Annotated in this window: 18 protein-coding genes; 12 read left to right on the plus strand and 6 right to left on the minus strand. The window is 62.8% G+C overall.

The features are described 5' to 3' along the window. Positions 1–4: 4 nt before the first annotated feature. Together gcvH and gcvP are read left to right on the plus strand one after the other, a co-directional pair. Positions 5–388 carry a glycine cleavage system protein GcvH gene (gene gcvH, locus HU770_RS17840; RefSeq protein ID WP_186657668.1) on the plus strand — a complete coding sequence of 128 codons (384 nt, stop codon included), beginning with the start codon at positions 5–7 and terminating at the stop codon, positions 386–388. A 130-nt stretch (positions 389–518) separates the two neighbouring features. Then, complete coding sequence (gene gcvP / locus HU770_RS17845) at positions 519–3,392, plus strand: aminomethyl-transferring glycine dehydrogenase (protein WP_186664662.1); 2,874 nt, start codon at positions 519–521, stop codon at positions 3,390–3,392. A gap of 28 nt (positions 3,393–3,420) precedes the next feature. Here the strand turns inward: gcvP and HU770_RS17850 are convergent, their stop codons facing one another. From HU770_RS17850 to HU770_RS17860, 3 genes are all read right to left on the minus strand, one after another. Continuing rightward, entirely contained in the window at positions 3,421–3,735 is a 315-nt protein-coding gene (locus HU770_RS17850; RefSeq protein WP_186657680.1) for a DUF2388 domain-containing protein, read from the minus strand. A gap of 88 nt (positions 3,736–3,823) precedes the next feature. Continuing rightward, on the minus strand, positions 3,824–5,509 hold the full coding sequence (locus HU770_RS17855; RefSeq protein WP_186664664.1) for a GspE/PulE family protein: 1,686 nt from the start codon (positions 5,507–5,509) through the stop codon (positions 3,824–3,826). A gap of 109 nt (positions 5,510–5,618) precedes the next feature. Next, on the minus strand, positions 5,619–5,924 hold the full coding sequence (locus tag HU770_RS17860; RefSeq protein WP_186657687.1) for a hypothetical protein: 306 nt from the start codon (positions 5,922–5,924) through the stop codon (positions 5,619–5,621). Between the two features lie 126 nt (positions 5,925–6,050). On the opposite strand from HU770_RS17860, the gene HU770_RS17865 reads away from it, so the two are divergent. Then, entirely contained in the window at positions 6,051–6,521 is a 471-nt protein-coding gene (locus HU770_RS17865) for an Lrp/AsnC family transcriptional regulator (protein ID WP_033702147.1), read from the plus strand. Positions 6,522–6,637: 116 nt separating this feature from the next. On the opposite strand, the gene HU770_RS17870 is transcribed toward HU770_RS17865, so the two are convergent. Next, positions 6,638–8,014, minus strand: coding sequence for a CYTH domain-containing protein (locus tag HU770_RS17870; RefSeq protein WP_186657690.1), 1,377 nt, complete (start codon positions 8,012–8,014; stop codon positions 6,638–6,640). A gap of 115 nt (positions 8,015–8,129) precedes the next feature. Here HU770_RS17870 and argE point away from each other — a divergent pair, with 115 nt between their 5' ends. Both argE and argA read left to right on the plus strand, forming a co-directional pair. After that, on the plus strand, positions 8,130–9,272 hold the full coding sequence (gene argE, locus HU770_RS17875; protein WP_033702143.1) for an acetylornithine deacetylase: 1,143 nt from the start codon (positions 8,130–8,132) through the stop codon (positions 9,270–9,272). 124 nt (positions 9,273–9,396) lie between these two features. Then, complete coding sequence (argA, locus tag HU770_RS17880; RefSeq protein ID WP_033702141.1) at positions 9,397–10,695, plus strand: amino-acid N-acetyltransferase; 1,299 nt, start codon at positions 9,397–9,399, stop codon at positions 10,693–10,695. A gap of 51 nt (positions 10,696–10,746) precedes the next feature. On the opposite strand, the gene HU770_RS17885 is transcribed toward argA, so the two are convergent. Next, positions 10,747–12,123 carry a glutamine synthetase family protein gene (locus HU770_RS17885; protein WP_186657692.1) on the minus strand — a complete coding sequence of 459 codons (1,377 nt, stop codon included), beginning with the start codon at positions 12,121–12,123 and terminating at the stop codon, positions 10,747–10,749. Between the two features lie 574 nt (positions 12,124–12,697). On the opposite strand from HU770_RS17885, the gene HU770_RS17890 reads away from it, so the two are divergent. The 7 genes from HU770_RS17890 (at position 12,698) to HU770_RS17920 (ending at position 21,009) form a co-directional block, all read left to right on the plus strand. Continuing rightward, a complete protein-coding gene (locus HU770_RS17890) occupies positions 12,698–14,056 on the plus strand; it encodes a glutamine synthetase family protein (RefSeq protein WP_033702137.1) in 1,359 nt (452 codons plus the stop codon). 48 nt (positions 14,057–14,104) lie between these two features. Then, entirely contained in the window at positions 14,105–15,466 is a 1,362-nt protein-coding gene (locus tag HU770_RS17895) for an aspartate aminotransferase family protein (RefSeq protein WP_186664666.1), read from the plus strand. 169 nt (positions 15,467–15,635) lie between these two features. Continuing rightward, the gene (locus HU770_RS17900) at positions 15,636–16,733 is read left to right on the plus strand and encodes a polyamine ABC transporter substrate-binding protein (RefSeq protein WP_186664668.1); all 1,098 of its coding nucleotides are present in this window, start codon (positions 15,636–15,638) and stop codon (positions 16,731–16,733) included. Between the two features lie 159 nt (positions 16,734–16,892). Further along, the gene (locus HU770_RS17905; RefSeq protein WP_033702132.1) at positions 16,893–17,987 is read left to right on the plus strand and encodes a polyamine ABC transporter substrate-binding protein; all 1,095 of its coding nucleotides are present in this window, start codon (positions 16,893–16,895) and stop codon (positions 17,985–17,987) included. A 72-nt stretch (positions 17,988–18,059) separates the two neighbouring features. Then, positions 18,060–19,202: a polyamine ABC transporter ATP-binding protein gene (potA, locus tag HU770_RS17910; RefSeq protein ID WP_033702130.1), complete on the plus strand. Its 1,143-nt coding sequence runs from the start codon at positions 18,060–18,062 to the stop codon at positions 19,200–19,202. Positions 19,203–19,237: 35 nt separating this feature from the next. Next, a complete protein-coding gene (locus HU770_RS17915) occupies positions 19,238–20,119 on the plus strand; it encodes an ABC transporter permease subunit (protein WP_177326479.1) in 882 nt (293 codons plus the stop codon). Next, a complete protein-coding gene (locus tag HU770_RS17920; RefSeq protein WP_033702126.1) occupies positions 20,116–21,009 on the plus strand; it encodes an ABC transporter permease subunit in 894 nt (297 codons plus the stop codon). The genes HU770_RS17915 and HU770_RS17920 overlap by 4 nt, the downstream gene beginning before the upstream one ends. A gap of 27 nt (positions 21,010–21,036) precedes the next feature. Here HU770_RS17920 and HU770_RS17925 read toward each other — a convergent pair whose 3' ends face one another. Then, positions 21,037–22,197, minus strand: coding sequence for an AAA family ATPase (locus HU770_RS17925; protein ID WP_186657700.1), 1,161 nt, complete (start codon positions 22,195–22,197; stop codon positions 21,037–21,039). Between the last annotated feature and the right edge of the window lie 68 nt (positions 22,198–22,265).

The raw sequence follows: 22,265 nt of genomic DNA on the forward strand, positions 1-22,265 counted from the left end.
AGACATGAGCAATATCCCCGCCGACCTGCGTTTTGCCGAAAGCCACGAGTGGGCGCGCCTGGAAAGCGACGGCACAGTGACCGTTGGCATCAGCGACCATGCACAGGAAGCCCTGGGTGACGTCGTGTTCGTCGAACTGGCGGAAGTCGGCAAGGTGTTTGCCAAAGGCGATGCCGCAGGCGTGGTCGAATCGGTCAAGGCGGCTTCCGACATCTACGCCCCGATCGCTGGCGAAGTGATCGCGGTCAACGACGCGCTGGCAGACAATCCGGAGCTGTTGAACGAAGAACCTTATGGGGCGTGGATCTTCAAATTGAAGCCAAGCGACGCAGCTGAATTGGAAGAGCTGCTGGATGCTGCGGCTTATCAGGCTGCGATCGGCGAGTAACTGATCAGGCCGGGGGGCGCACTGCGCCGCCCGGCCATGGTGCGGCAAAAGCAAGTTTCTCCGCACAATCGGCAATCCTTCCTAGACTTATAAGTCTCCATGAGGCCTGGTCTAGGAAGAGAGCGTCGTCATGTCCCAGTCGCCGTCCCTGCATCAACTGCAAGAGCTCAACCCTTTCCTGCGTCGCCACCTTGGCCCCGATGCCTCGGAGCAGCAGGCCATGCTCAGCGCGCTGGGTGTTGCCAGCCGCAGCGAGCTGATCGAGCAGACGGTCCCGCCAGGGATCCGCCTCAATCGCCCACTCGACCTGCCGCCGGCCCTGGATGAACAGGCCGCACTGGCCAAGCTCGCCGGTTACGCCGAGCAGAATCAGGTCTGGACCAGCCTCATCGGCATGGGCTACCACGGCACCGTCACGCCAACTGTCATCCTGCGCAACATGCTGGAAAACCCAGGCTGGTACACCGCCTATACGCCTTATCAGCCAGAAATCGCCCAAGGCCGGCTGGAAGCCCTGCTCAACTTTCAGCAGATGGTCATCGACCTGACCGGCCTGGCCCTGGCCAACGCCTCGCTGCTCGACGAAGCCACCGCCGCCGCCGAGGCGATGGCCTTGGCCAAGCGCGTGGCACGTAACAAGAGCAACGCCTTCTTCGCCGACGAGCACTGCCACCCGCAAACCCTCTCGGTACTGAAAACCCGCGCCGAGGGGTTCGGCTTCGAGCTGATCGTCGACGCTGTGGATAACCTTGCCAAGCACTCGGTATTCGGCGCTTTGCTGCAATACCCGGACACCCATGGCGAGGTGCGCGACCTGCGCCCATTGATCGACCAGTTGCACAGCCAGCAAGCCTTGGCCTGCGTTGCCGCCGACCTGCTCAGCCTGGTGGTGCTGGCGCCGCCCGGTGAGCTGGGCGCCGATGTGGTGTTGGGCTCGACCCAGCGCTTTGGCGTACCGATGGGCTACGGCGGGCCACACGCGGCCTATTTCGCCTGCCGTGACGACTTCAAGCGGGCCATGCCGGGGCGCATCATCGGTGTGTCACGCGATGCCCGTGGCAATACCGCGCTGCGCATGGCCCTGCAGACCCGCGAGCAGCACATCCGCCGTGAGAAGGCCAACTCCAACATCTGCACGGCCCAGGTACTGCTGGCCAATATCGCCGGCTTCTATGCCGTCTACCATGGCCCAGAGGGCTTGCAGCGCATTGCCCAGCGCGTGCATCGGCTGACCTTTATCCTGGCGGCCGGCCTTGAAGCCAAGGGCATCAAGCGGCTCAACCAGCATTTTTTCGACACCCTGACGTTGGAGGTGGGCGGCGCGCAGGCGGCGATCATCGAAAGTGCCGAGCACGCGCAGATCAACCTGCGCATCCTCGGGCGTGGGCACCTGGGCGTGAGCCTGGACGAAACCTGCAGCGAACAGACCGTGTTGCGCCTGTTCGATGTTTTCCTGGGGGTCGACCACGGCCTGGACATCGCGACGCTCGACCAACTGGCGCTGCCCGAAGGCATACCCGCGGGGCTGGTGCGGCGCACGCCGTTCCTTGCGCACCCGGTCTTCAACCTGCACCACAGTGAAACCGAGATGCTGCGCTACCTCAAGCAGCTGGAAAACAAGGACCTGGCGCTGAACCAGTCGATGATCCCGCTGGGCTCCTGCACCATGAAGCTCAACGCCACCAGCGAGATGATCCCCATCACCTGGCCCGGCTTCGCCCAGCTTCATCCCTTTGCGCCTGCTGCCCAGGCGGTTGGCTACAAAGCGATGATCGACGAGCTGGAGAGCTGGTTGTGCGCGATCACCGGCTTTGACGCCATTTGCATGCAGCCCAACTCCGGGGCCCAGGGTGAATACGCCGGCCTCATGGCCATCACCCGCTACCACCGCAGCCGCCATCAGCCGCAGCGTACGCTGTGCCTGATTCCGTCCTCGGCCCACGGCACCAACCCGGCCTCGGCGCAAATGGCCGGCATGGAGGTGGTGATCGTCGATTGCGACGAAGACGGCAACGTCGACCTCACGGACCTCAAGGTCAAGGCCCAGGCGGCAGGGGATCGGTTGTCCTGCCTGATGGTCACCTACCCCTCGACCCATGGGGTGTACGAAGAGGGTATCCGCGAAATCTGCGACGTGGTGCACCAGCACGGTGGCCAGGTGTACATGGACGGTGCCAACCTCAATGCCCAGGTCGGCCTGGCACGGCCCGCAGACATCGGCGCCGACGTTTCGCACATGAACCTGCACAAGACCTTCTGCATCCCCCATGGCGGCGGCGGCCCCGGCATGGGCCCGATCGGCATCCGCGCCCACCTCAAGCCCTTTGTCGCCAGCCACCCGGTGGTGCCGGTACCCGGCCTGGACCCGAACAACAGCGCGGTCAGTGCCGCGCCCTGGGGCAGTGCGAGCATTCTGCCGATCAGCTGGATGTACATCGCCATGATGGGCCCGCAACTGGCCGATGCCAGCGAGGTGGCGATCCTCTCGGCCAACTACCTGGCCAGCCAGCTTGCCGGGGCGTTCCCGGTGCTCTACCGCGGGCGTAACCAGCGCGTGGCCCACGAATGCATACTCGACCTGCGCCCGCTCAAGGCCCAGACCGGCATCAGTGAGGAGGACGTGGCCAAACGTTTGATGGACTACGGCTTTCATGCCCCGACCATGTCATTCCCGGTACCGGGCACGCTGATGGTCGAGCCGACCGAGAGTGAGTCCAAGGCCGAGCTGGACCGTTTCGTCGAGGCGATGCTGGCGATCCGTGCAGAAATCGCCCAGGTGCAGGAGGGCAACTGGCCGGCCGAAGACAACCCGCTCAAGCATGCGCCGCACACCTTGGCCGATGTGTTGGTAGCGTGGAACAGGCCGTACAGCCTGGAGCAGGGCATCGCCCCCAGTGCTCACGTACGCCAGCACAAGTATTGGCCAGCGGTGAACCGGGTCGACAATGTGTATGGAGACAGGAACTTGTTCTGCGCGTGTGTGCCGGTGGAGGCTTATCGCTGAGTTTCGGGGGGCTTGGCCCCCCGATTATTTACTCGGCTACTGCGTTCTTGGCCAGAATGGCATTGGCCAGTTCCATGTCGCTGGCTTGCATGCCTGGGTTTTCGGCGCGCACCTGGTGCAGCGCAGACTCCAGGAACGGCCCACGAATGGCGCCTTCGCTGGCCACGAAGCTGCCAGCGTCTTCCTGCGCGGCCAGTACCAGCTTGTGATCCTTGGAGGTCAGGTAGGTGGACGCGGTGGTCGCACCGGAAGAAATCACGTTACGCCAGAAGGTATCGGCCATGGCGGAGCCCATTGGCAGCGAAAGCAAGGCAGCGGTCGCGATGGCGGTTTTGAGACGCATGTTGAAACACCTCGAAGGGTGAGGGTTGAAGATGCGCGGTTTGATCGTGGCAAAGGAGGCAAGTTCCTTGAATACAAGGGATTTTCGCTCAGGAGCAGGCCCGTAGCACTTCCTCTGCGCGGGTCAGCCCGCAGGCCACTTTCGCCTCCCCGCAGCGGCGCAGGTCCAGCAAGCCTTCCGTCAGTGCCTGGCGCCGCAAGTGCGCAAGGTCGGTGTGCGGGCCTATCTGCGCGCGCAAGTTTTCGCTGGGTATCAACAGTTCGAACAAGCCCGTGCGACCGTGAAATCCGGTACCACGACAGGTACGGCAGGGCTGGCCGCTGGCCGCCGAGGCACAACCCTGGCAATCGCTGCAAAGGGTACGAATCAGCCGTTGCGCCATGACCCCGATCAGCGTCGCCTTGATCAGGTAGTCGGCTACGCCCAGTTCCTGCAGGCGGGTGATCGCAGCGCAGGCATCGTTGGTGTGCAGGGTCGACAGCACCAGGTGCCCGGTGAGGGCTGCCTGTACGGCCACCAGGGCGGTTTCACGGTCACGGATCTCGCCGATCATGATGATGTCCGGGTCCTGGCGCAGCATCGCCCGCACGCCGTTGGCGAAGCACAGGCCCAGGGCCGGCTGCACTTGCAACTGGTTGAACGCCGGTTCCAGCCGTTCGATCGGGTCTTCGATGGTGCACAGGTTGATTTGCGGGGTGGCCAGCAGTTTGAGGCTGGCGTAGAGCGTGCTGGTCTTGCCGGAACCGGTGGGGCCCGTTACCAGGATGATGCCTTGGCGGTGGCGCAGCAGCGCCCGCCATTGCTCCAGCTGCTGCCCTTCGAGGCCCAGGCGGTCGAAGCCTTCATGCAGTTGCTGCGGGTCGAACAGGCGTAACACCAGTTTTTCGCCAAACGGCGTCGGCAGGGTCGACAGGCGCAGCTCCACCTCGCCGCCGCCCGGCAGGCGGCTTTGCAGGCGACCGTCTTGTGGCCGGCGTTTCTCCGCTACATCCATACGCCCCAGGTGTTTGAGGCGGCTGACCAGCGCCAGGGTCACGCCTGCGGGAAAGGCGTAGACGGTGTGCAGCAGGCCGTCTATGCGGTACCGCAGTTGCCCCTGTTCGCGGCGGGGCTCCAGGTGGATATCGCTGGCGCGTTGTTCGAGGGCGTACTGCAGCAGCCAGTCGACGATGTGCACGATATGCGCATCGTCGGCATTGGCCTCGGCCTGGCGTTTGCCCAGTTCCAGCAGGTGTTCGAGCTCCCCCAGGCTGGCCGGCTGCTGGTGTTGCGCACCCTGTACCGACTGGGCCAGGCGCAAGAACGATTGCCCCAGCTGGCGGATCTGCAACGGGCTTGCCAACACCCGACGGATCGGCCTGCCGAGGCTGCGGGCCAGGTCTGCCTGCCAGTCATCCTGATAAGGCTGGGCGCTGGCCACGGTGACGCCCGAGGCGTCGGCGGCCACGACGAGGATGCCATGGCGCTGGGCGAACGCCGGGGAGATCAGCCCGCTGACCTGGGACATGTCCAGTTGCATCGGGTCGATGCGCACAAAGGGCTGGCCGACCTTATCGGCCAGCCACTGACAGAGGCGGTCCAAGTCCAGCGGCTGGCCGGGGTGCATGCGGTCTTCAAGACCAGGGCCGGCGATCAGCTCCAGTGGGTGGCAGGCCGGGCGTGCGGCGGCCTGCTCAAGTACCAGAAGGGTGTCGCTGGCGTCCAGGTGCTGCTCGGTCAGCAGCGCCTGGAGCAGGCGGTTGAGGTCGAGTGCTTGCTTGCCGGGGGTATGCATGTTGGCGTCCTTGCCAGGTGGGGAGTCCTGATGAAGGCTAGCCGGGTGCGGTGAGCTGTCTGCTGGCAAAGGGTTTCGGGATCTTGCGACATGAACAAAAGAAGCGGGCTCAGACCACCGCCAGCTCCACGCGCGCAAGGTTCGCCAGGCTCACCTCACCCACGCACACCAGGTTGCGCAATTTTTGTGCAATGACCTCGGCCCGGTGCCAGCTCAGCCCGCCAACGCCGATTTCGATATCGAGCCAGTCCTCCTGTTGGCTGACCTGCACGTGGTGCGGGGTCAGAAACTGCAAGGCAAACAGGTTGAGCACCCGGCACAGGCTGTCGGGCTCGGCCTCGGCCTGCAGGCGGTAGTGCACGGTGCTGTGGGCGTTGCTGGCGGCCCAGGCGTCGGTACGTGGCAGTGCGTTCATGCTGGTCTCCGCGAATGTGGGAGAAATTCTTGCACGTTAAGGCGGGTATTTTTTCGCTATGATTCCATCGATTTGCTGGAATGGCAGATCGTTTAATTCTGATTATCTGGTTTTGGGGGAATATTCATGCACAGCGAGCTGGACGCCTATGATCGGCGCATCCTCGAACTGCTTCAGGAGGACGCTTCGCTGTCCAGCGCACAGATTGCCGAGCGTGTCGGGCTGTCGCAATCGCCTTGCTGGCGGCGTATTCAGCGGCTGAAGGAGGAGGGGGTGATACGCGGGCAGGTGACCTTGCTCGACCGCAAGAAAATCGGCTTGAACACGCAGATCTTCGCCGAGGTGAAGCTGAACGCGCACGGGCGCTCGAATTTCACCGAGTTCACCGAGGCGATTCGGGGGTTCCCGGAGGTGCTGGAGTGCTATGTGCTGATGGGGTCGGTGGACTTCCTGCTGCGCATCGTTACCTCGGACATCGAGGCGTACGAGCGGTTCTTCTTTGAAAAGCTGTCGAATGTGCCGGGGATTCAGGAGGTCAATTCGATTGTGGCGCTTTCGGAGATCAAGTCCACGACGAGCCTGCCACTGGGTCGCTGAGGTAGATTTTCGTGATTTTTGCAGGAGCGGCCTTAAGATCTGTGCTGCTTTGGAGATCTTGGGGCCGCTGCGCGACCCTTTCGCGACGCAAGGCCGCTCCTACAAGGGCCGTGTCGTCAGGGCTTGAGCAGGTGCTTCCAGCCGCGGCTCTGATCAACGGCGCGGGCCTGTTCGATACGGGCTTCAAGCAGCTCGTCGGGCTCTTCCGACAGCGGCAGCTCGGCCAGCTCGTGCAGTTTCTTCAGGTCACCGTACAGGCGGTCCATTTGCGGTGCTTCGAGCACCTGGCGGGCATGGTGCAGCCAGGCTAGCACCTGTTCGATGCGCGGCAGCTGTTCGGCCAGGTCTTCCGGGCGCTGGGTGTACAGCGGCAGCTTCAGCGCACGGCCTTCTTCGCCCAGCAGATGGGCCATCCAGCTGGCCAGCTGCGCATTGCCCTGGCGTTCGCCACGGCCTTTGCGTTCGGCGGTCCAGCCACGGGCCAGCAGCCAGCGCGAGGTTTCCAGGGAGAACTGACCCCAACGCACGTCTTCGAGCTCTTCGGCAAACTGCTCGGGCGCGGCGCGGCGGATGTCTTCGTCATCGTTACCGGCCTGCACCAGCGGGCGCCAGTCTTCGAGCAATGCGTCGAGGCTGCTGCGCAGGGCGCGGGTGGACGGGCGTGGCGCCGCCTGGCCCAGGCTGCTGGTCAGTGCGCGCAACTCGGCCAGGCACTCGACCCAGTCCTGCAACAGGCGCCAGTGGCCATTGTGGCGATATTGCTCGGCCAGGCGCTGGCTGCTGGCCAACAGCTGCCAGGCGAGGGCGGCGTAGGCATCGTCCACGGCCATTTCGGCGTCCAGCTCGGTGTGCGGCAAGCCCAGCTCATAGCTCTCGGGCTCCAGCAGGCGGTAGCCACGCTCGGCCTTGCTGATGTCGCAGGGCATCAACGGCAGGCTGGCGGCGAGCTCGGCGGCCAGCTCCAGCAGGGCTTCAGGCGCACCTTCGCGCAGCTCGAGCTCCAGCTCGCAGATTTCTTCCTTGCGCTTGCCGGCGATCACGAAGCCTTGGTCCAGCGCGGCCTCGATCACGACTTTGCTCTTGCCACGGCCCCAGGCGATTTCCGCGAATTCGCGGGTGAAGTCGGTGGTGAACAGCGGCTTGATGGTTTTCTTGTCGAGCGCGGCCAGCTGCTCGGGCCAGCAGGTGGCGTCGAGTTTTTTCAGGTCGAGCTTGACCTTGTCCAGCTGCCACTCGTACTCGTTGCGCTCGGACAGCCCGGCCACGCTTTGGCCACGGCACTTCAAGGTCTGGATGATCGCCTCGCCATCGCGGCGCAGGCGCAGGGCCACGCGGGCAGCGGAAAGGTCACGCTCCGGGGTGTCGAAGTACTGGTTGAGCAGTTCGCGGGTCTGCCAACCGGACTTGTTGCGCTTTTTCAGCAAGGGGTGCTCGCGCAGGGCGGCAAGGGTCTCGCGGCTGGCGCGGAGCTTGAGTTCGGTTTCTTTGTGCATCGCTGGCTCGAAGGAGGGGCTCGTTGGCAACAGAGTCTACAGCAGTCGGCCGCCAACGGTTTATTCCAGACGGCAGATGGTCCTATGATGGGCAACGCTTCCGAGGAGTACGGGCATGCCGTTGCCGACGCTGAAAGACCAGTTTGCCGCTTTGATCGCCGCGCCTTCGGTCAGTTGTACCCAGCCTGCGCTGGACCAGTCCAACCGCCAGGTCATCGACCTGCTGGCCGGCTGGTTGGGCGACCTGGGTTTCACGTGCGACATCCAGCAGGTCAGCCCCGGCAAGTTCAACCTGCTGGCCAGCCGTGGCACTGGCCCAGGTGGCCTGGTGCTGGCTGGGCACAGCGATACCGTGCCCTTCGACGAGCAGCTGTGGTCGAGCGACCCGCTGAAGCTGACCGAGATCGATGGCCGTTGGGTCGGCCTGGGCAGCTGCGACATGAAGGGCTTCTTCCCCCTGGTCATCGAGGCCGTGCTGCCGTTGCTGGAGCACGACTTCAAGCAACCGCTGCTGATTCTCGCCACCTGCGACGAAGAAAGCTCCATGTCCGGCGCCCGCGCCCTGGCCGAGGCCGGCCAGCCGCTGGGCCGCGCAGCGGTGATCGGCGAGCCCACCGGCCTGCGGCCGATCCGCATGCACAAGGGCATCCTCATGGACCGCATCGACATCTTGGGCCGCAGCGGCCATTCGTCGGACCCAAGCCTCGGGCGCAGCGCCATGGAAGCCATGCACGCGGTGATGGGCGAGCTGATGCAGTTGCGCGGGCAATGGCAGCAGGCGTACCGCAACCCACAGTTCACCGTGCCTACGCCAACGATGAACTTCGGCTGCATCCATGGCGGCGACAACCCCAACCGCATTTGTGGCCAGTGTGCACTGGAATTCGACCTGCGGCCGCTGCCGGGGATGGATGCAGAGCAGTTGCGTGCGGCGATTCGCCAGAAGCTGGTACCGCTGGCGGAACGTTATGAGGTGCGCATCGACTATGCGCCGCTGTTCCCTGAAGTGCCGCCGTTCGAGGAGGCTGCGGACGCCGAGCTGGTGCACGTGGCCGAGCGCCTGACCGGTCATCGCGCCGAAGCGGTAGCGTTCGGCACCGAAGCGCCTTATCTTCAGCAGCTGGGCTGCCAGACCATCGTGCTGGGCCCTGGCGACATCGCCTGTGCCCACCAGCCTGGCGAGTACCTTGAAATGTCACGAATCGAGCCTACCGTGCGTCTATTGCGTGACCTGATCCGGCACTATTGCCTGCACTAAACGTCCATTGAGCTGATTCGTTCCTGCCTAGAGGAGACCGCGCGTGACCGCAAGCCTGTTCCGACGATGATCTTGAACGCCCCCTGTATCGCCGTTCTCCGTCCACTTATCCACAGGCCCTGTCATGCCCGATTACGTCAACTGGCTGCGCCATGCTTCCCCGTACATCAATGCCCATCGCGACTGCACCTTTGTGGTCATGCTCCCCGGCGATGGGGTGGAGCACCCTAATTTCGGCAATATCGTCCACGACCTGGTGCTGCTGCACAGCCTGGGCGTGCGGCTGGTGCTGGTGCATGGCTCGCGCCCGCAGATCGAGAGCCGCCTGGCCGAACGCGGCCTGACCCCGCACTACCACCGCAGCCTGCGCATCACCGATGCGGCCACGCTGGATTGCGTGATCGATGCTGTGGGTGCCCTGCGCCTGGCCATCGAGGCGCGCTTGTCGATGGACATCGCCGCTTCGCCGATGCAGGGCTCGCGCCTGCGCGTGGCGTCCGGCAACCTGGTCACTGCCCGGCCCATCGGTGTGCTCGAAGGCGTGGACTACCACCACACCGGCGAAGTGCGCCGGGTCGACCGCAAAGGCATCAGCCGCTTGCTCGACGAGCGCTCCATCGTGCTGCTGTCGCCGCTGGGGTACTCGCCCACCGGTGAAATCTTCAACCTGGCCTGCGAAGACGTGGCCACCCGCGCGGCCATCGAGCTGGGTGCCGACAAACTGCTGCTGTTCGGTGCCGAGCCGGGGCTGCTGGATGAACAGGGCAAGCTGGTGCGTGAGCTGCGCCCGCAGCAGGTGGCCCCGCATCTGCTGCGCCTGGGCAGCGACTATCAGGGGGAGCTGCTGGATGCTGCCGCCGAGGCCTGCAAGGGCGGCGTGGCGCGCAGCCATATCGTCAGTTATGCCGAAGACGGTGCGCTGCTGACCGAGCTGTTCACCCGCGGGGGTGGCGGTACGCTGGTGTCCCAGGAGCAGTTCGAGGTCGTGCGTGAGGCAACCATCGAAGATGTCGGCGGCCTGTTGGAGCTGATCAGCCCGCTGGAAGAGCAAGGCATCCTGGTGCGCCGTTCGCGCGAGGTGCTGGAGCGGGAAATCGAGCAGTTCAGCGTGGTCGAGCGCGAGGGCATGATCATCGCGTGTGCGGCGCTGTACCCGATTGCCGATTCCGAGGCGGGGGAGCTGGCGTGCCTGGCGGTGAACCCGGAGTACCGGCATGGTGGGCGCGGCGATGAGCTGCTTGAACGCATCGAGAGCCGGGCACGGCAGATGGGTTTGAATACGCTGTTCGTGCTGACGACGCGCACTGCGCACTGGTTCCGCGAGCGTGGCTTTGCGCCAAGTGGCGTGGAGCGGCTGCCGGCGGCGCGGGCTTCGTTGTACAACTATCAGCGCAATTCGAAGATTTTCGAGAAGTCGCTGTAAGCCTGCCTCGGCCTCAATGAAAAACGCCGCCCTGATGGGCGGCGTTTTCAGTTACACGGTATGCAGGTACCAGTTGTACTCGAGGTCAGAGATCGAATGCTCGAACTCCTCCAGCTCGCTTTCCTTGCACGCGACGAAGATGTCGATGTACTTCGGATCGATGTACTTGTTGAGGATCTCGCTGTCGTCCAGCTCACGCAGGGCATCGCGCAGGTTGTTCGGCAGGCTCTGCTCCAGCTGCTCGTACGAGTTGCCTTCGATTGGCGCGCCGGGCTCGACCTTGTTGGTCAGGCCGTGGTGCACGCCGGCCAGTACGGCCGCCATCATTAGGTACGGGTTGGCATCGGCGCCGGCTACCCGGTGCTCGAGGCGCACGGCATCGGCAGAACCGGTCGGCACGCGCAGGGCCACGGTGCGGTTGTCCAGGCCCCAGCTCGGCGCGTTCGGCACATAGAACTGCGCGCCAAAGCGACGGTACGAGTTGACGTTCGGGCAAAGGAACGCCATGGACGCGGGCAGGGTCTCGAGCACACCGCCGACAGCGTGACGTAGCGCGGCGTTCTGCTCGGGATCCTCGCTGGTGAAGATGTTGTTGCCATCTTTGTCCAGCACGGAGATGTGTACGTGCAGGCCGTTGCCTGCCTGGCCCGGGTAGGGCTTGGCCATGAAGGTGGTGTCCATTTCATGGTCGTAGGCGATGTTCTTGATCAAGCGCTTGAGCAGCACCGCGTAGTCACAGGCCTTGAGCGGGTCGGGGACGTGGTGCAGGTTGACTTCGAACTGCGCCGGGGCGCTTTCCTTGACGATGGCGTCGGCCGGAATACCCTGCTCTTTGGCACCTTCGAGGATGTCCTGCAGGCAGTCGGCGTATTCGTCGAGGTCGTCGATCAGGTACACCTGGGTCGACTGTGGGCGCTTGCCCGAGATCGGCGAGCGGGGTGGTTGCGGGCGGCCGTTCACGTTCTCCTGGTCGATCAGGTAGAACTCCAGCTCGAACGCGGCGCAGATGGTCAGGCCCATGTCGTCGAACTTGCTGACAACCTGACGCAACACTTCACGAGGGTCGGCGAAGAACGGCTCGCCTTCGATCTCGTGCATGGTCATGAGCAGCTGTGCGGTGGGGCGTTTCTGCCACGGCTCGTTGCACAGCGTGTCGGGGATTGGATAGCAGATGCGGTCAGCATCGCCGATGTCCAGGCCAAGCCCAGTGCTCTCGACGGTGGAACCGTTGATGTCCAGGGCGAAGAGGGAGGCCGGCAGGTTGATGCCTTTCTCGTAAACCTTGTGGAGGCTGGTGCGCTCTATGCGCTTGCCGCGCACCACACCATTCATATCTGCAATCAGAAGGTCAACGTAGAGAACCTCAGGATGTTCCTTAAGGAACGCGTTCGCTTCGTTAAGCTGAACGGCACGCGGGGGTACCGACATGATGCAACACCTTTGTTGTTAAAAATATCAATCAAGGGGGGCTTGCAGGACCAGTCAATCGAAAAGCCATACTGATGTCAAGCCAACCCCATGACGCCCTGAAATGGCACATCTACGGCAGATTTGCTGCATATCGGGGCGTGCCATTATCCGCTATTTACCGCTCAAAGGGCTATCTCAAGCTTGCCGTGTTTTATTTTTTACGGAGGTGTTGTGTAAAAAAATGAACAAGGCTAAGCTCGGTCACAACCCAAAACACAATAATACGAGGGTCATATGGTCCGCTTGTCGCGACCTGAAAGCGCTGCCTGCGCAGTGCGGTCGGGTACCCCTGTCGTTCATGAACGCACCGTCAACGGTGTGGCCGCCCTGGCCGCAATAATTGACGCTTGGCGCACCCGGACCTTACCCCGTAGCGGCGTTGCGCTACTCGATTCGCCTTCCTGCCCTTCAAACTCATTACGGACACGCTTGGTTTCAGTGTATCCACTGTGCTCGTGCGTGGGGGTTTTTGCTTTAGCAATCTTCTCCATCCAGAATCAATGCGCGGACCACCTTACCTCCTGAGGTATTTATGAGTAACAACCTCGACCAGCTCACCGATTGGTTGAAAGAGCACAAGATCACTGAAGTCGAATGCATGATCAGCGACCTCACTGGTATCACGCGCGGCAAGATCTCGCCGACCAACAAGTTCATCGCCGAGAAAGGCATGCGCCTGCCCGAGAGCGTGCTGCTGCAGACCGTGACGGGTGACTACGTCGACGACGACATCTATTACGAACTGCTCGACCCGGCCGACATCGACATGATCTGCCGCCCCGACGAAGACGCCGTGTTCCTGGTGCCCTGGGCCATCGAGCCGACGGCGCAGGTGATCCACGACACCTACGACAAGAAGGGCAACCCGGTCGAACTGTCGCCGCGCAACGTCTTGAAGAAAGTGCTCAAGCTCTACGCCGACAAAGGCTGGCAGCCGATTGTCGCGCCCGAGATGGAGTTCTACCTGACCAAGCGTAGCGAAGACCCGGACTTCCCGCTGCAGCCGCCGGTAGGCCGCTCGGGTCGCCCGGAAACCGGCCGCCAGTCGTTCTCGATCGAAGCCGCCAACGAATTCGACCCGCTGTTCGAGGATGTCTATGACTGGTGCGAACTGCAGAAGCTGGACCTCGACACGCTGATCCACGAAGACGGCACGGCGCAGATGGAAATCAACTTCCGTCACGGCAACGCGCTGCACCTGGCCGACCAGATCCTGGTGTTCAAACGCACCATGCGCGAGGCCGCGCTCAAGCACAATGTGGCCGCGACCTTCATGGCCAAGCCCATGACCGGCGAGCCTGGCAGTGCCATGCACCTGCACCAGAGCGTGATCGACGCGGCCACCGGCAAGAACATCTTCAGTAACGAAGACGGCAGCATGAGCGAGCTGTTCCTGCACCACATCGGTGGCCTGCAGAAGTTCATCCCCGAGGCGCTGCCGCTGTTCGCCCCCAACGTCAACTCGTTCCGCCGCTTCCTGCCCGACACCTCGGCGCCGGTGAACGTCGAGTGGGGCGAGGAAAACCGTACCGTCGGCCTGCGCGTGCCGGATGCCGGGCCGCAGAACCGCCGGGTCGAGAACCGCCTGCCGGGCGCCGATGCCAACCCTTACCTGGCCATCGCCGCCAGCCTGCTGTGCGGCTACATCGGCATGGTCGAAGGCATCGAGGCCAGCGCACCGGTGCAGGGCCGTGGTTACGAACGCCGCAACCTGCGCCTGCCACTGACCATCGAAGACGCCCTGGAACGCATGGAAGTCAGCCGTGCGCTGGTGCAGTACCTGGGCAAGAAGTTCATCACCGGCTACGTCGCCACCAAACGCGCCGAACACGAAAACTTCAAACGCGTCATCAGTTCCTGGGAACGTGAGTTCCTGCTGTTTGCAGTCTGATCAACCCTGGTGCCGCAGGAGCGCGGCTGTCGGATAACGGAGAAGCACATGAGCGTCAAAAACCCGCAAACCCGTGAATGGCAAACCCTGAGCGGCGAGCACCACCTCGCGCCCTTCAGCGACTACAAACAGCTGAAGGAGAAGGGGCCGCGCATCATTACCAAGGCCCAGGGCGTGCATTTGTGGGATAGCGAGGGCAACAAGATCCTCGACGGCATGGCCGGCCTGTGGTGCGTTGCGGTGGGGTATGGCCGCGAAGAGCTGGTGCAGGCTGCCGAAAAGCAGATGCGCGAGCTGCCGTACTACAACCTGTTCTTCCAGACCGCGCACCCGCCGGCATTGGAGCTGGCCAAGGCGATCACCGACGTGGCGCCCGAAGGCATGAGCCATGTGTTCTTCACCGGCTCCGGCTCCGAAGGCAACGACACCGTGCTGCGCATGGTCCGTCACTACTGGGCACTGAAGGGTAAACCGCACAAGCAGACCATCATCGGCCGCATCAACGGCTACCACGGCTCCACCTTCGCCGGTGCGTGCCTGGGTGGCATGAGTGGCATGCACGAGCAGGGCGGCCTGCCGATCCCGGGCATTGTGCACATCCCGCAGCCGTACTGGTTCGGTGAGGGCGGGGACATGAGCCCGGACGCGTTCGGGGTGTGGGCCGCCGAGCAACTGGAGAAAAAAATCCTCGAAGTCGGCGAAGACAACGTCGCGGCCTTCATCGCCGAGCCGATCCAGGGCGCGGGCGGGGTGATCATCCCGCCAGAAACCTACTGGCCGAAGGTCAAGGAGATCCTCGCCAAGTACGACATCCTGTTCGTTGCCGACGAAGTCATCTGCGGCTTCGGCCGCACCGGCGAGTGGTTCGGCTCCGACTACTACGACCTCAAGCCCGACCTGATGACCATCGCCAAGGGCCTGACCTCCGGTTACATCCCCATGGGCGGTGTGATCGTGCGTGACACTGTGGCCAAGGTGATCAGCGAGGGCGGCGATTTCAACCACGGCTTCACCTATTCGGGCCACCCGGTAGCGGCCGCAGTAGGCCTGGAAAACCTGCGCATCCTGCGCGACGAGCACATTGTCGAGCAGGCACGCAACGAAGCGGCACCGTATTTGCAAAAGCGTTTGCTTGAGCTGCAAGACCACCCGCTGGTGGGTGAGGTGCGCGGCCTGGGCCTGCTCGGCGCGATCGAGCTGGTCAAGGACAAGGCGACCCGCAGCCGTTACGAAGGCAAGGGGGTGGGCATGATCTGCCGCAACTTCTGCTTCGAGAACGGCCTGATCATGCGTGCGGTGGGTGACACCATGATCATCGCGCCACCGCTGGTGATCAGCCATGCAGAGATCGACGAGCTGGTGGAAAAGGCGCGCAAGTGCCTGGACCTGACCCTCGAAGCGATCAGATGAGCACCTGCTAGGCTAGCGTTGTGACATTAGTTGGTTACAAGGGGCTGCTTTCCTTGAAACAGCGCCTTGTAACTTGCCAGACTAGCGACTGTTTCAGTCGCCCAGCGCGTGTACTGCGGGACCTGGCAGCTGAACGGATGGCTAATCAAAAAAATCTGGAGCATGACGCATGAAGAAAATGGGCAAGACGTTGCTGGCCGCCGCCCTGATGGGTGCCATGGCGACCGCTGTTCAGGCTGATGACAAAGTACTGCACGTGTACAACTGGTCGGACTACATCGCCCCGGACACCGTGGCCAATTTCGAGAAAGAGACCGGCATCAAGGTCGTCTATGACGTCTTCGACAGCAACGAGACCCTCGAAGCCAAGTTGCTGGCAGGCAAGTCGGGCTATGACATCGTCGTGCCGTCCAACAACTTCCTGGCCAAGCAGATCAAGGCCGGTGTCTACCAGGAGCTGGACCGCTCCAAGCTGCCCAACTGGAAGAACCTCGACGAAGACCTGCTCAAGGCCGTCGGTGACGCCAGCGACCAGGGCAACAAGCACGCCTTCCCGTACATGTGGGGCTCGATCGGTATCGGCTACAACCCGGAGAAGGTCAAGGCGGCGCTCGGCGTCGACAAGATCGACTCATGGGATGTGGTGTTCAAGCCCGAGAACATCGAAAAGCTCAAGAGCTGCGGCGTGAGCTTCCTCGACGCACCGACCGAAATGATTCCGGCCGCCTTGCACTACCTGGGCAAGCCGACCAACAGCAAGGACAAGGCTGATCTCAAAGCCGCCGAAGACCTGTTCCTCAAGGTGCGCCCTTCGATCGCTTACTTCCACTCGTCCAAGTACATCTCCGACCTGGCCAACGGCAACATCTGCGTCGCGGTCGGTTATTCGGGTGACCTGGAGCAGTCCAAGGCCCGCGCCCACGAAGCCGGTGACAAGGTCAAGCTGGCCTACACCATTCCCAAGGAAGGCGCCGGTACCTTCTATGACATGGTCGCGATCCCCAAGGATGCCACCAACCTCGACGCCGCCTACCAGTTCATGAACTACCTGCTGCAGCCGGAGGTCATGGCCGAGATCACCAACGCCGTGCGCTTCCCGAACGGCAACAAGGCGGCCACTCCGCTTGTGGAAAAAGACATCACCAGCGATCCGAGCATCTATCCGTCGGAGGCCGTGAAGAAGCAGCTGTACGCGATCAGCGACCTGGACGCCGCCACCCTGCGTGCGATCACCCGCAGCTGGACCAAGATCAAGTCGGGCAAGTAAGCCCGATGCGAGGCCCTCTGGGCCGGGGACTCCCGGCCCAGAGGCAGTGAAAGGCAATTGTTGATTGCGGCATCGAAGCTGCGAAGGTAAGTTGCGCGCCGGTTTTGCGTGTGCGGCCACATTGCCGCTACCCATGCACTGATTGTGAGGACCACCCACTTGTCTATTTCTGTATTACGCAAGGCCTTGATGGCTGGAGCGGGCCTGACGCTGGCATGCAGCGTCCAAGCGGCGCCTACGGTGCATTTCTACAACTGGTCCGATTACATCGGCCCAACCACACTCGCGGACTTCGAGAAGGCAACGGGTATCAAGCCCGTGCAGGACGTTTTCGATTCCAACGAAACACTGGAAGGCAAGCTGCTGGCCGGTAACACCGGTTATGACGTCGTCGTGCCGTCCAACCATTTCCTCGGCAAGCAGATCAAGGCGGGCGCGTTCCAGAAGCTCGACAAGAACCTGCTGCCCAATTATGCCAACCTGGACCCGGCGCTGATGAAGCGCCTCGAGAAGAATGACCCGGGCAACCAGTACGCCGTGCCTTACCTGTGGGGCACCAACGGCATTGGTTACAACGTAGAAAAGGTCAAGGCTGCGCTGGGCGTCGACACTATCGATTCCTGGGCTGTGTTGTTCGAACCCGAGAACATGAAGAAGCTCTCCACGTGTGGTGTTGCCTTCCTCGACTCGGCGGACGAAATGCTCCCGGCGGTGCTCAACTACATGGGGCTGGACCCCAACAGCAGCAACCCCGACGACTATAAAAAGGCCGAGAAGAAGCTGCTGGCGGTACGCCCGTACGTGACCTACTTCCACTCGTCCAAGTACATCACCGACCTGGCCAACGGCGACATCTGCGTCGCGGCGGGCTTCTCGGGCGATATCTTCCAGGCCAAGGCCCGTGCGGAAGAAGCCAAGAAGGGTGTGAACTTGGCTTATGCGATTCCCAAGGAAGGCGGCAACCTCTGGTTCGATGTACTGGCGATCCCCAAGGACGCCAAGAACGTCAAAGAGGCCCATGCCTTCATCAACTATTTGCTGAAACCTGAGGTTATCGCCCAGGTCAGTGATTACGTCGGTTACGCCAACCCGAACCCCAAGGCTGGCGACCTGATGGACCAGGCCGTGAGGACTGACGCCGCGGTTTACCCACCGCAGGAAGTGCTGGACAAGATGTTCGTCAACGCTGAGTTGCCACCCAAGGTGCAACGTCTGATGACCCGTAGCTGGACCAAGGTCAAGTCGGGCAAGTAACAATCCAGGCCCGCCGCGGCCCTCTGCAGAACAGGTTGCGCGGGCACACAAATCTTGTTGGGAGTTTCACTCATGGCAGTTGCCTCCGGTGCCTATAAGAAAGCCCTCGAGGGTGGCCAGCAACCCAAGCAGGTGCTGGTCAAGATCGACCGGGTCACGAAAAAGTTCGACGAAACGGTAGCTGTGGACGATGTGTCCCTGGAAATCCGCAAGGGCGAGATCTTCGCCCTGCTGGGTGGCTCCGGTTCCGGCAAATCGACCTTGCTGCGTATGCTGGCCGGTTTCGAACGGCCGAGCGAAGGGCGGATCCTGCTCGACGGCGTCGACATCACCGACATGCCGCCCTACGAGCGGCCGATCAACATGATGTTCCAGTCCTACGCGCTGTTCCCGCACATGACCGTGGCGCAGAACATCGCCTTCGGTCTGCAGCAGGACAAGTTGCCCAAGGCCGACGTCGACGCCCGCGTGGCCGAGATGCTCAAGCTGGTGCACATGACCCAGTACGCCAAGCGCAAGCCGCACCAGCTGTCTGGCGGCCAGCGCCAGCGTGTGGCCCTGGCCCGCTCGCTGGCCAAACGGCCGAAGCTGCTGTTGCTCGATGAGCCGATGGGCGCCCTGGACAAGAAGCTGCGCTCGCAGATGCAGTTGGAGCTGGTGGAGATCATCGAACGCGTGGGTGTGACCTGCGTGATGGTGACCCACGACCAGGAAGAGGCCATGACCATGGCCCAGCGCATCGCCATCATGCACCTGGGCTGGATCGCCCAGATTGGCTCGCCGGTGGACATCTACGAGACCCCGACCAGCCGCCTGGTGTGCGAATTCATCGGCAACGTCAACCTGTTCGAAGGTGATGTGGTCGACGACGCCGAAGGCCACGCGATCATTGCCAGCCCTGAGCTGGAGCGCAAGATCTACGTCGGCCACGGCATCACCACGTCGGTCGAAGACAAACACATTACCTACGCGCTGCGCCCGGAAAAAATGCTGGTCACTACCCAGCAGCCGACCTGCGAGCACAATTGGTCGCGCGGCAAGGTCCACGACATCGCCTACCTGGGCGGCCACTCGGTGTTCTACGTCGAGCTGCCGAGCGGCAAGATCGTCCAGTCGTTCGTGGCCAACGCCGAGCGCCAGGGCACGCGTCCGACCTGGGGCGATGAAGTGTACGTGTGGTGGGAAGACGACAGCGGCGTGGTACTGCGGTCATGAAACTGCGCAAGCTCAAGCGAGCCTTCCAGCGCTTGATCCCTGAGGGGCGGCACCTGGTGATCGGTGTGCCGTTCATCTGGCTGTTCCTGTTCTTCATGCTGCCGTTCTTCATCGTGTTGAAGATCAGCTTTGCTGAAGCCGACGTGGCGATCCCGCCGTATACCGAGATCTACAGCTACGTCGAAGACAAGATCCAGTTGGTGCTCAACCTGGCCAACTACGGGCTGTTGACCGAGGACGAGCTGTACATCTCGGCCTACCTCGGCTCGTTGAAGATGGCCTTCATCAGCACCCTGCTGTGCCTGTTGATCGGCTACCCGATGGCCTATTCCATCGCCAATGCCCGCAAAGAGTCGCAGACCGTGCTGTTGCTGCTGATCATGATGCCGACCTGGACGGCGATCCTGATCCGCGTCTACGCCTGGATGGGCATCCTCAGCAACAACGGGCTGCTCAACAGCTTCCTGATGTGGCTGGGGCTGATCGACCAGCCGTTGCAGATCCTCAACACCAACCTGGCGGTGTATATCGGCGTGGTCTATTCGTACCTGCCGTTCATGATCCTGCCGCTGTACGCCAACCTGGTGAAGCATGACCCGAGCCTGTTGGAAGCTGCATCGGACCTGGGTTCTAGCACCTTCAACAGCTTCTGGAAGATCACCGTGCCGCTGTCCAAGAACGGCATCATCGCCGGCTGCATGCTGGTGTTCATCCCGGTGGTGGGTGAGTTCGTGATCCCGGAACTGCTGGGCGGCCCGGAAACCCTGATGATCGGTAAGGTGCTGTGGCAAGAGTTCTTCAACAACCGTGACTGGCCGGTGGCGTCCGCGCTGGCGGTGGTGATGCTGGCGATCCTGATCGTGCCCATCCTGCTGTTCAACCGCAGCCAGGCCAAAGAGATGGAGGGCAGGGCATGAAGCGTTTCAGTTTCTCCAAGCTGATGCTGGTGCTCGGCTTGCTGTTCATCTACCTGCCGATGCTGATCCTGGTGATCTACTCGTTCAACGCCTCCAAGCTGGTGACGGTGTGGGGTGGCTGGTCGGTGAAGTGGTACGTCGGCTTGCTCGACAACACCCAGTTGATGGGGTCGGTGATGCGCTCGCTGGAGATCGCCTGCTACACGGCGGTGGCGGCGGTGGCGTTGGGTACCCTGGCGGCCTTCGTGCTGACCCGGGTCACTCGCTTCAAGGGCCGTACGCTGTTCGGTGGCCTGGTCACCGCGCCGCTGGTCATGCCTGAGGTGATCACTGGTCTGTCGCTGTTGCTGCTGTTCGTGGCCATGGCGCAGATGATCGGCTGGCCGCAGGAGCGTGGCATCGTCACCATCTGGATCGCCCACACCACGTTCTGTGCGGCGTATGTGGCGGTGGTGGTGTCGGCGCGGCTGCGTGAGCTGGACCTGTCGATCGAGGAAGCGGCGATGGACCTGGGTGCCAAGCCGTGGAAGGTGTTCTTCCTGATCACCATCCCGATGATTGCGCCTTCGCTGGCGGCGGGCGGCATGATGTCGTTCGCGCTGTCGCTGGACGACCTGGTGCTGGCCAGCTTCGTGTCCGGGCCTGGCTCGACCACCTTGCCGATGGAAGTGTTCTCGGCGGTGCGCCTGGGCGTGAAGCCTGAGATCAACGCCGTGGCCAGTTTGATCCTGCTGTCGGTGTCGCTGGTGACGTTCATGGTCTGGTTCTTCAGCCGCCGTGCTGAAGAGCGTCGTCGCAAGGCGATTCAGCAAGCAATCGAGGAAGGTGCAGCGGCGAACGTGTCGCAGCCACAGGTCAAGCGCCCGACGGCTGCTGCAGCGTCGGCCTGACCCGGTTTGGGGCCGCTTCGCGGCCCCTCAATCCGGCCAATGCCAAGCCGGCTCATCCAGCATCCCCTGCCCGACGATCACAGTCTGCCCCAGCTCTTTCGTCAGCCTTATGGCATTGCACCCCTCATCCTCTCCCAGCGCCGCCACCAACCGCGGGGCATGCGATACCACCCACACCTGGCACTGCTGCGAAGCCCGCCGGATCAGCCGCGCCAGCGCCGGTAGCAAGTCGGGGTGCAAGCTGGTCTCCGGTTCGTTTAGCACCATCATGCTCGGCGGGCGCGGTGTTAGCAGGGCTGCCACCAGCAGCAGGTAGCGCAAGGTGCCGTCGGACAGCTCGGCGGCACTCAACGGCCGCAACAGCCCTGCCTGCTGAAAGCGCAGGCTGAACAAGCCACCCGGTGTCGCCTCGATGCCCACCTGTGAGCCAGGGAAGGCATCGCTGACCGCCGCCTGCAGCGCCTCGAAATCGCCGATCTCCTTGATGGTCTGCAACGCCGCCGCCAGGTCACGGCCATCGTGGTGCAGCACAGGCGTGCGGGTGCCAAGGCGCGCTTGGCGTGCCGGTGCCTCGGGGTCGGTACGGAAGTGATCATAAAAGCGCCAGCTGCGGATCTGCTCACGCAGGTGCAGCACTTCAGGTGAACCCTGCACGCTACCGACCTGGTCGAACAGGCTGTCGAACTCGGTCATGTGCTGGCTCATGACCTGCCACTGGCGCCCCTCGCGGGCGCGCACCATGGCCGCGCTGCGCTCCACCAGCAGGCTGGCGGGGCGGCAGACCGGGCCCGCCCAGATCGCTTCATGCTTGATCTGCGGGTCCAGGGAAAACTTCGACTGGCTTGGCTCCGGCAGCCCAAGGCCAATGGCATAACCGAAATCTTCATCGGTGAAGCCCATTTTCAGGCGCCGTACCTGCTGGCGCGGCCCACCTTGCACCGGCACCTCGCCCTTGAGCATGCGCCGGCTGAGTTTTTCTGGCCCGGCATGGAACGTGGATTCCAGCCCACCCTCGGCGGCCAAGGCATTGACGACCCCGCCGCGCGCTGTCTCGGCCAGCAGGCGCAGGGCCTTGTACAGGTTGGACTTGCCGCTGCCATTGGCGCCAGTAATCAGGTTCAGCCGACCCAGCGGCATCACCAGTTGGTTGATCGAGCGGTAGTTGGCGATGGCCAAGGTTGTGAGCATGGGGCGCTTCCGTGTGCGGGCGAACAGGCAGTATCGCTGTTTGCTGAACCCTGAACTACGCTAACAGT

This window comes from Pseudomonas sp. SWRI68, from assembly GCF_014269165.1.
GTDB lineage: Bacteria > Pseudomonadota > Gammaproteobacteria > Pseudomonadales > Pseudomonadaceae > Aquipseudomonas > Aquipseudomonas capeferrum.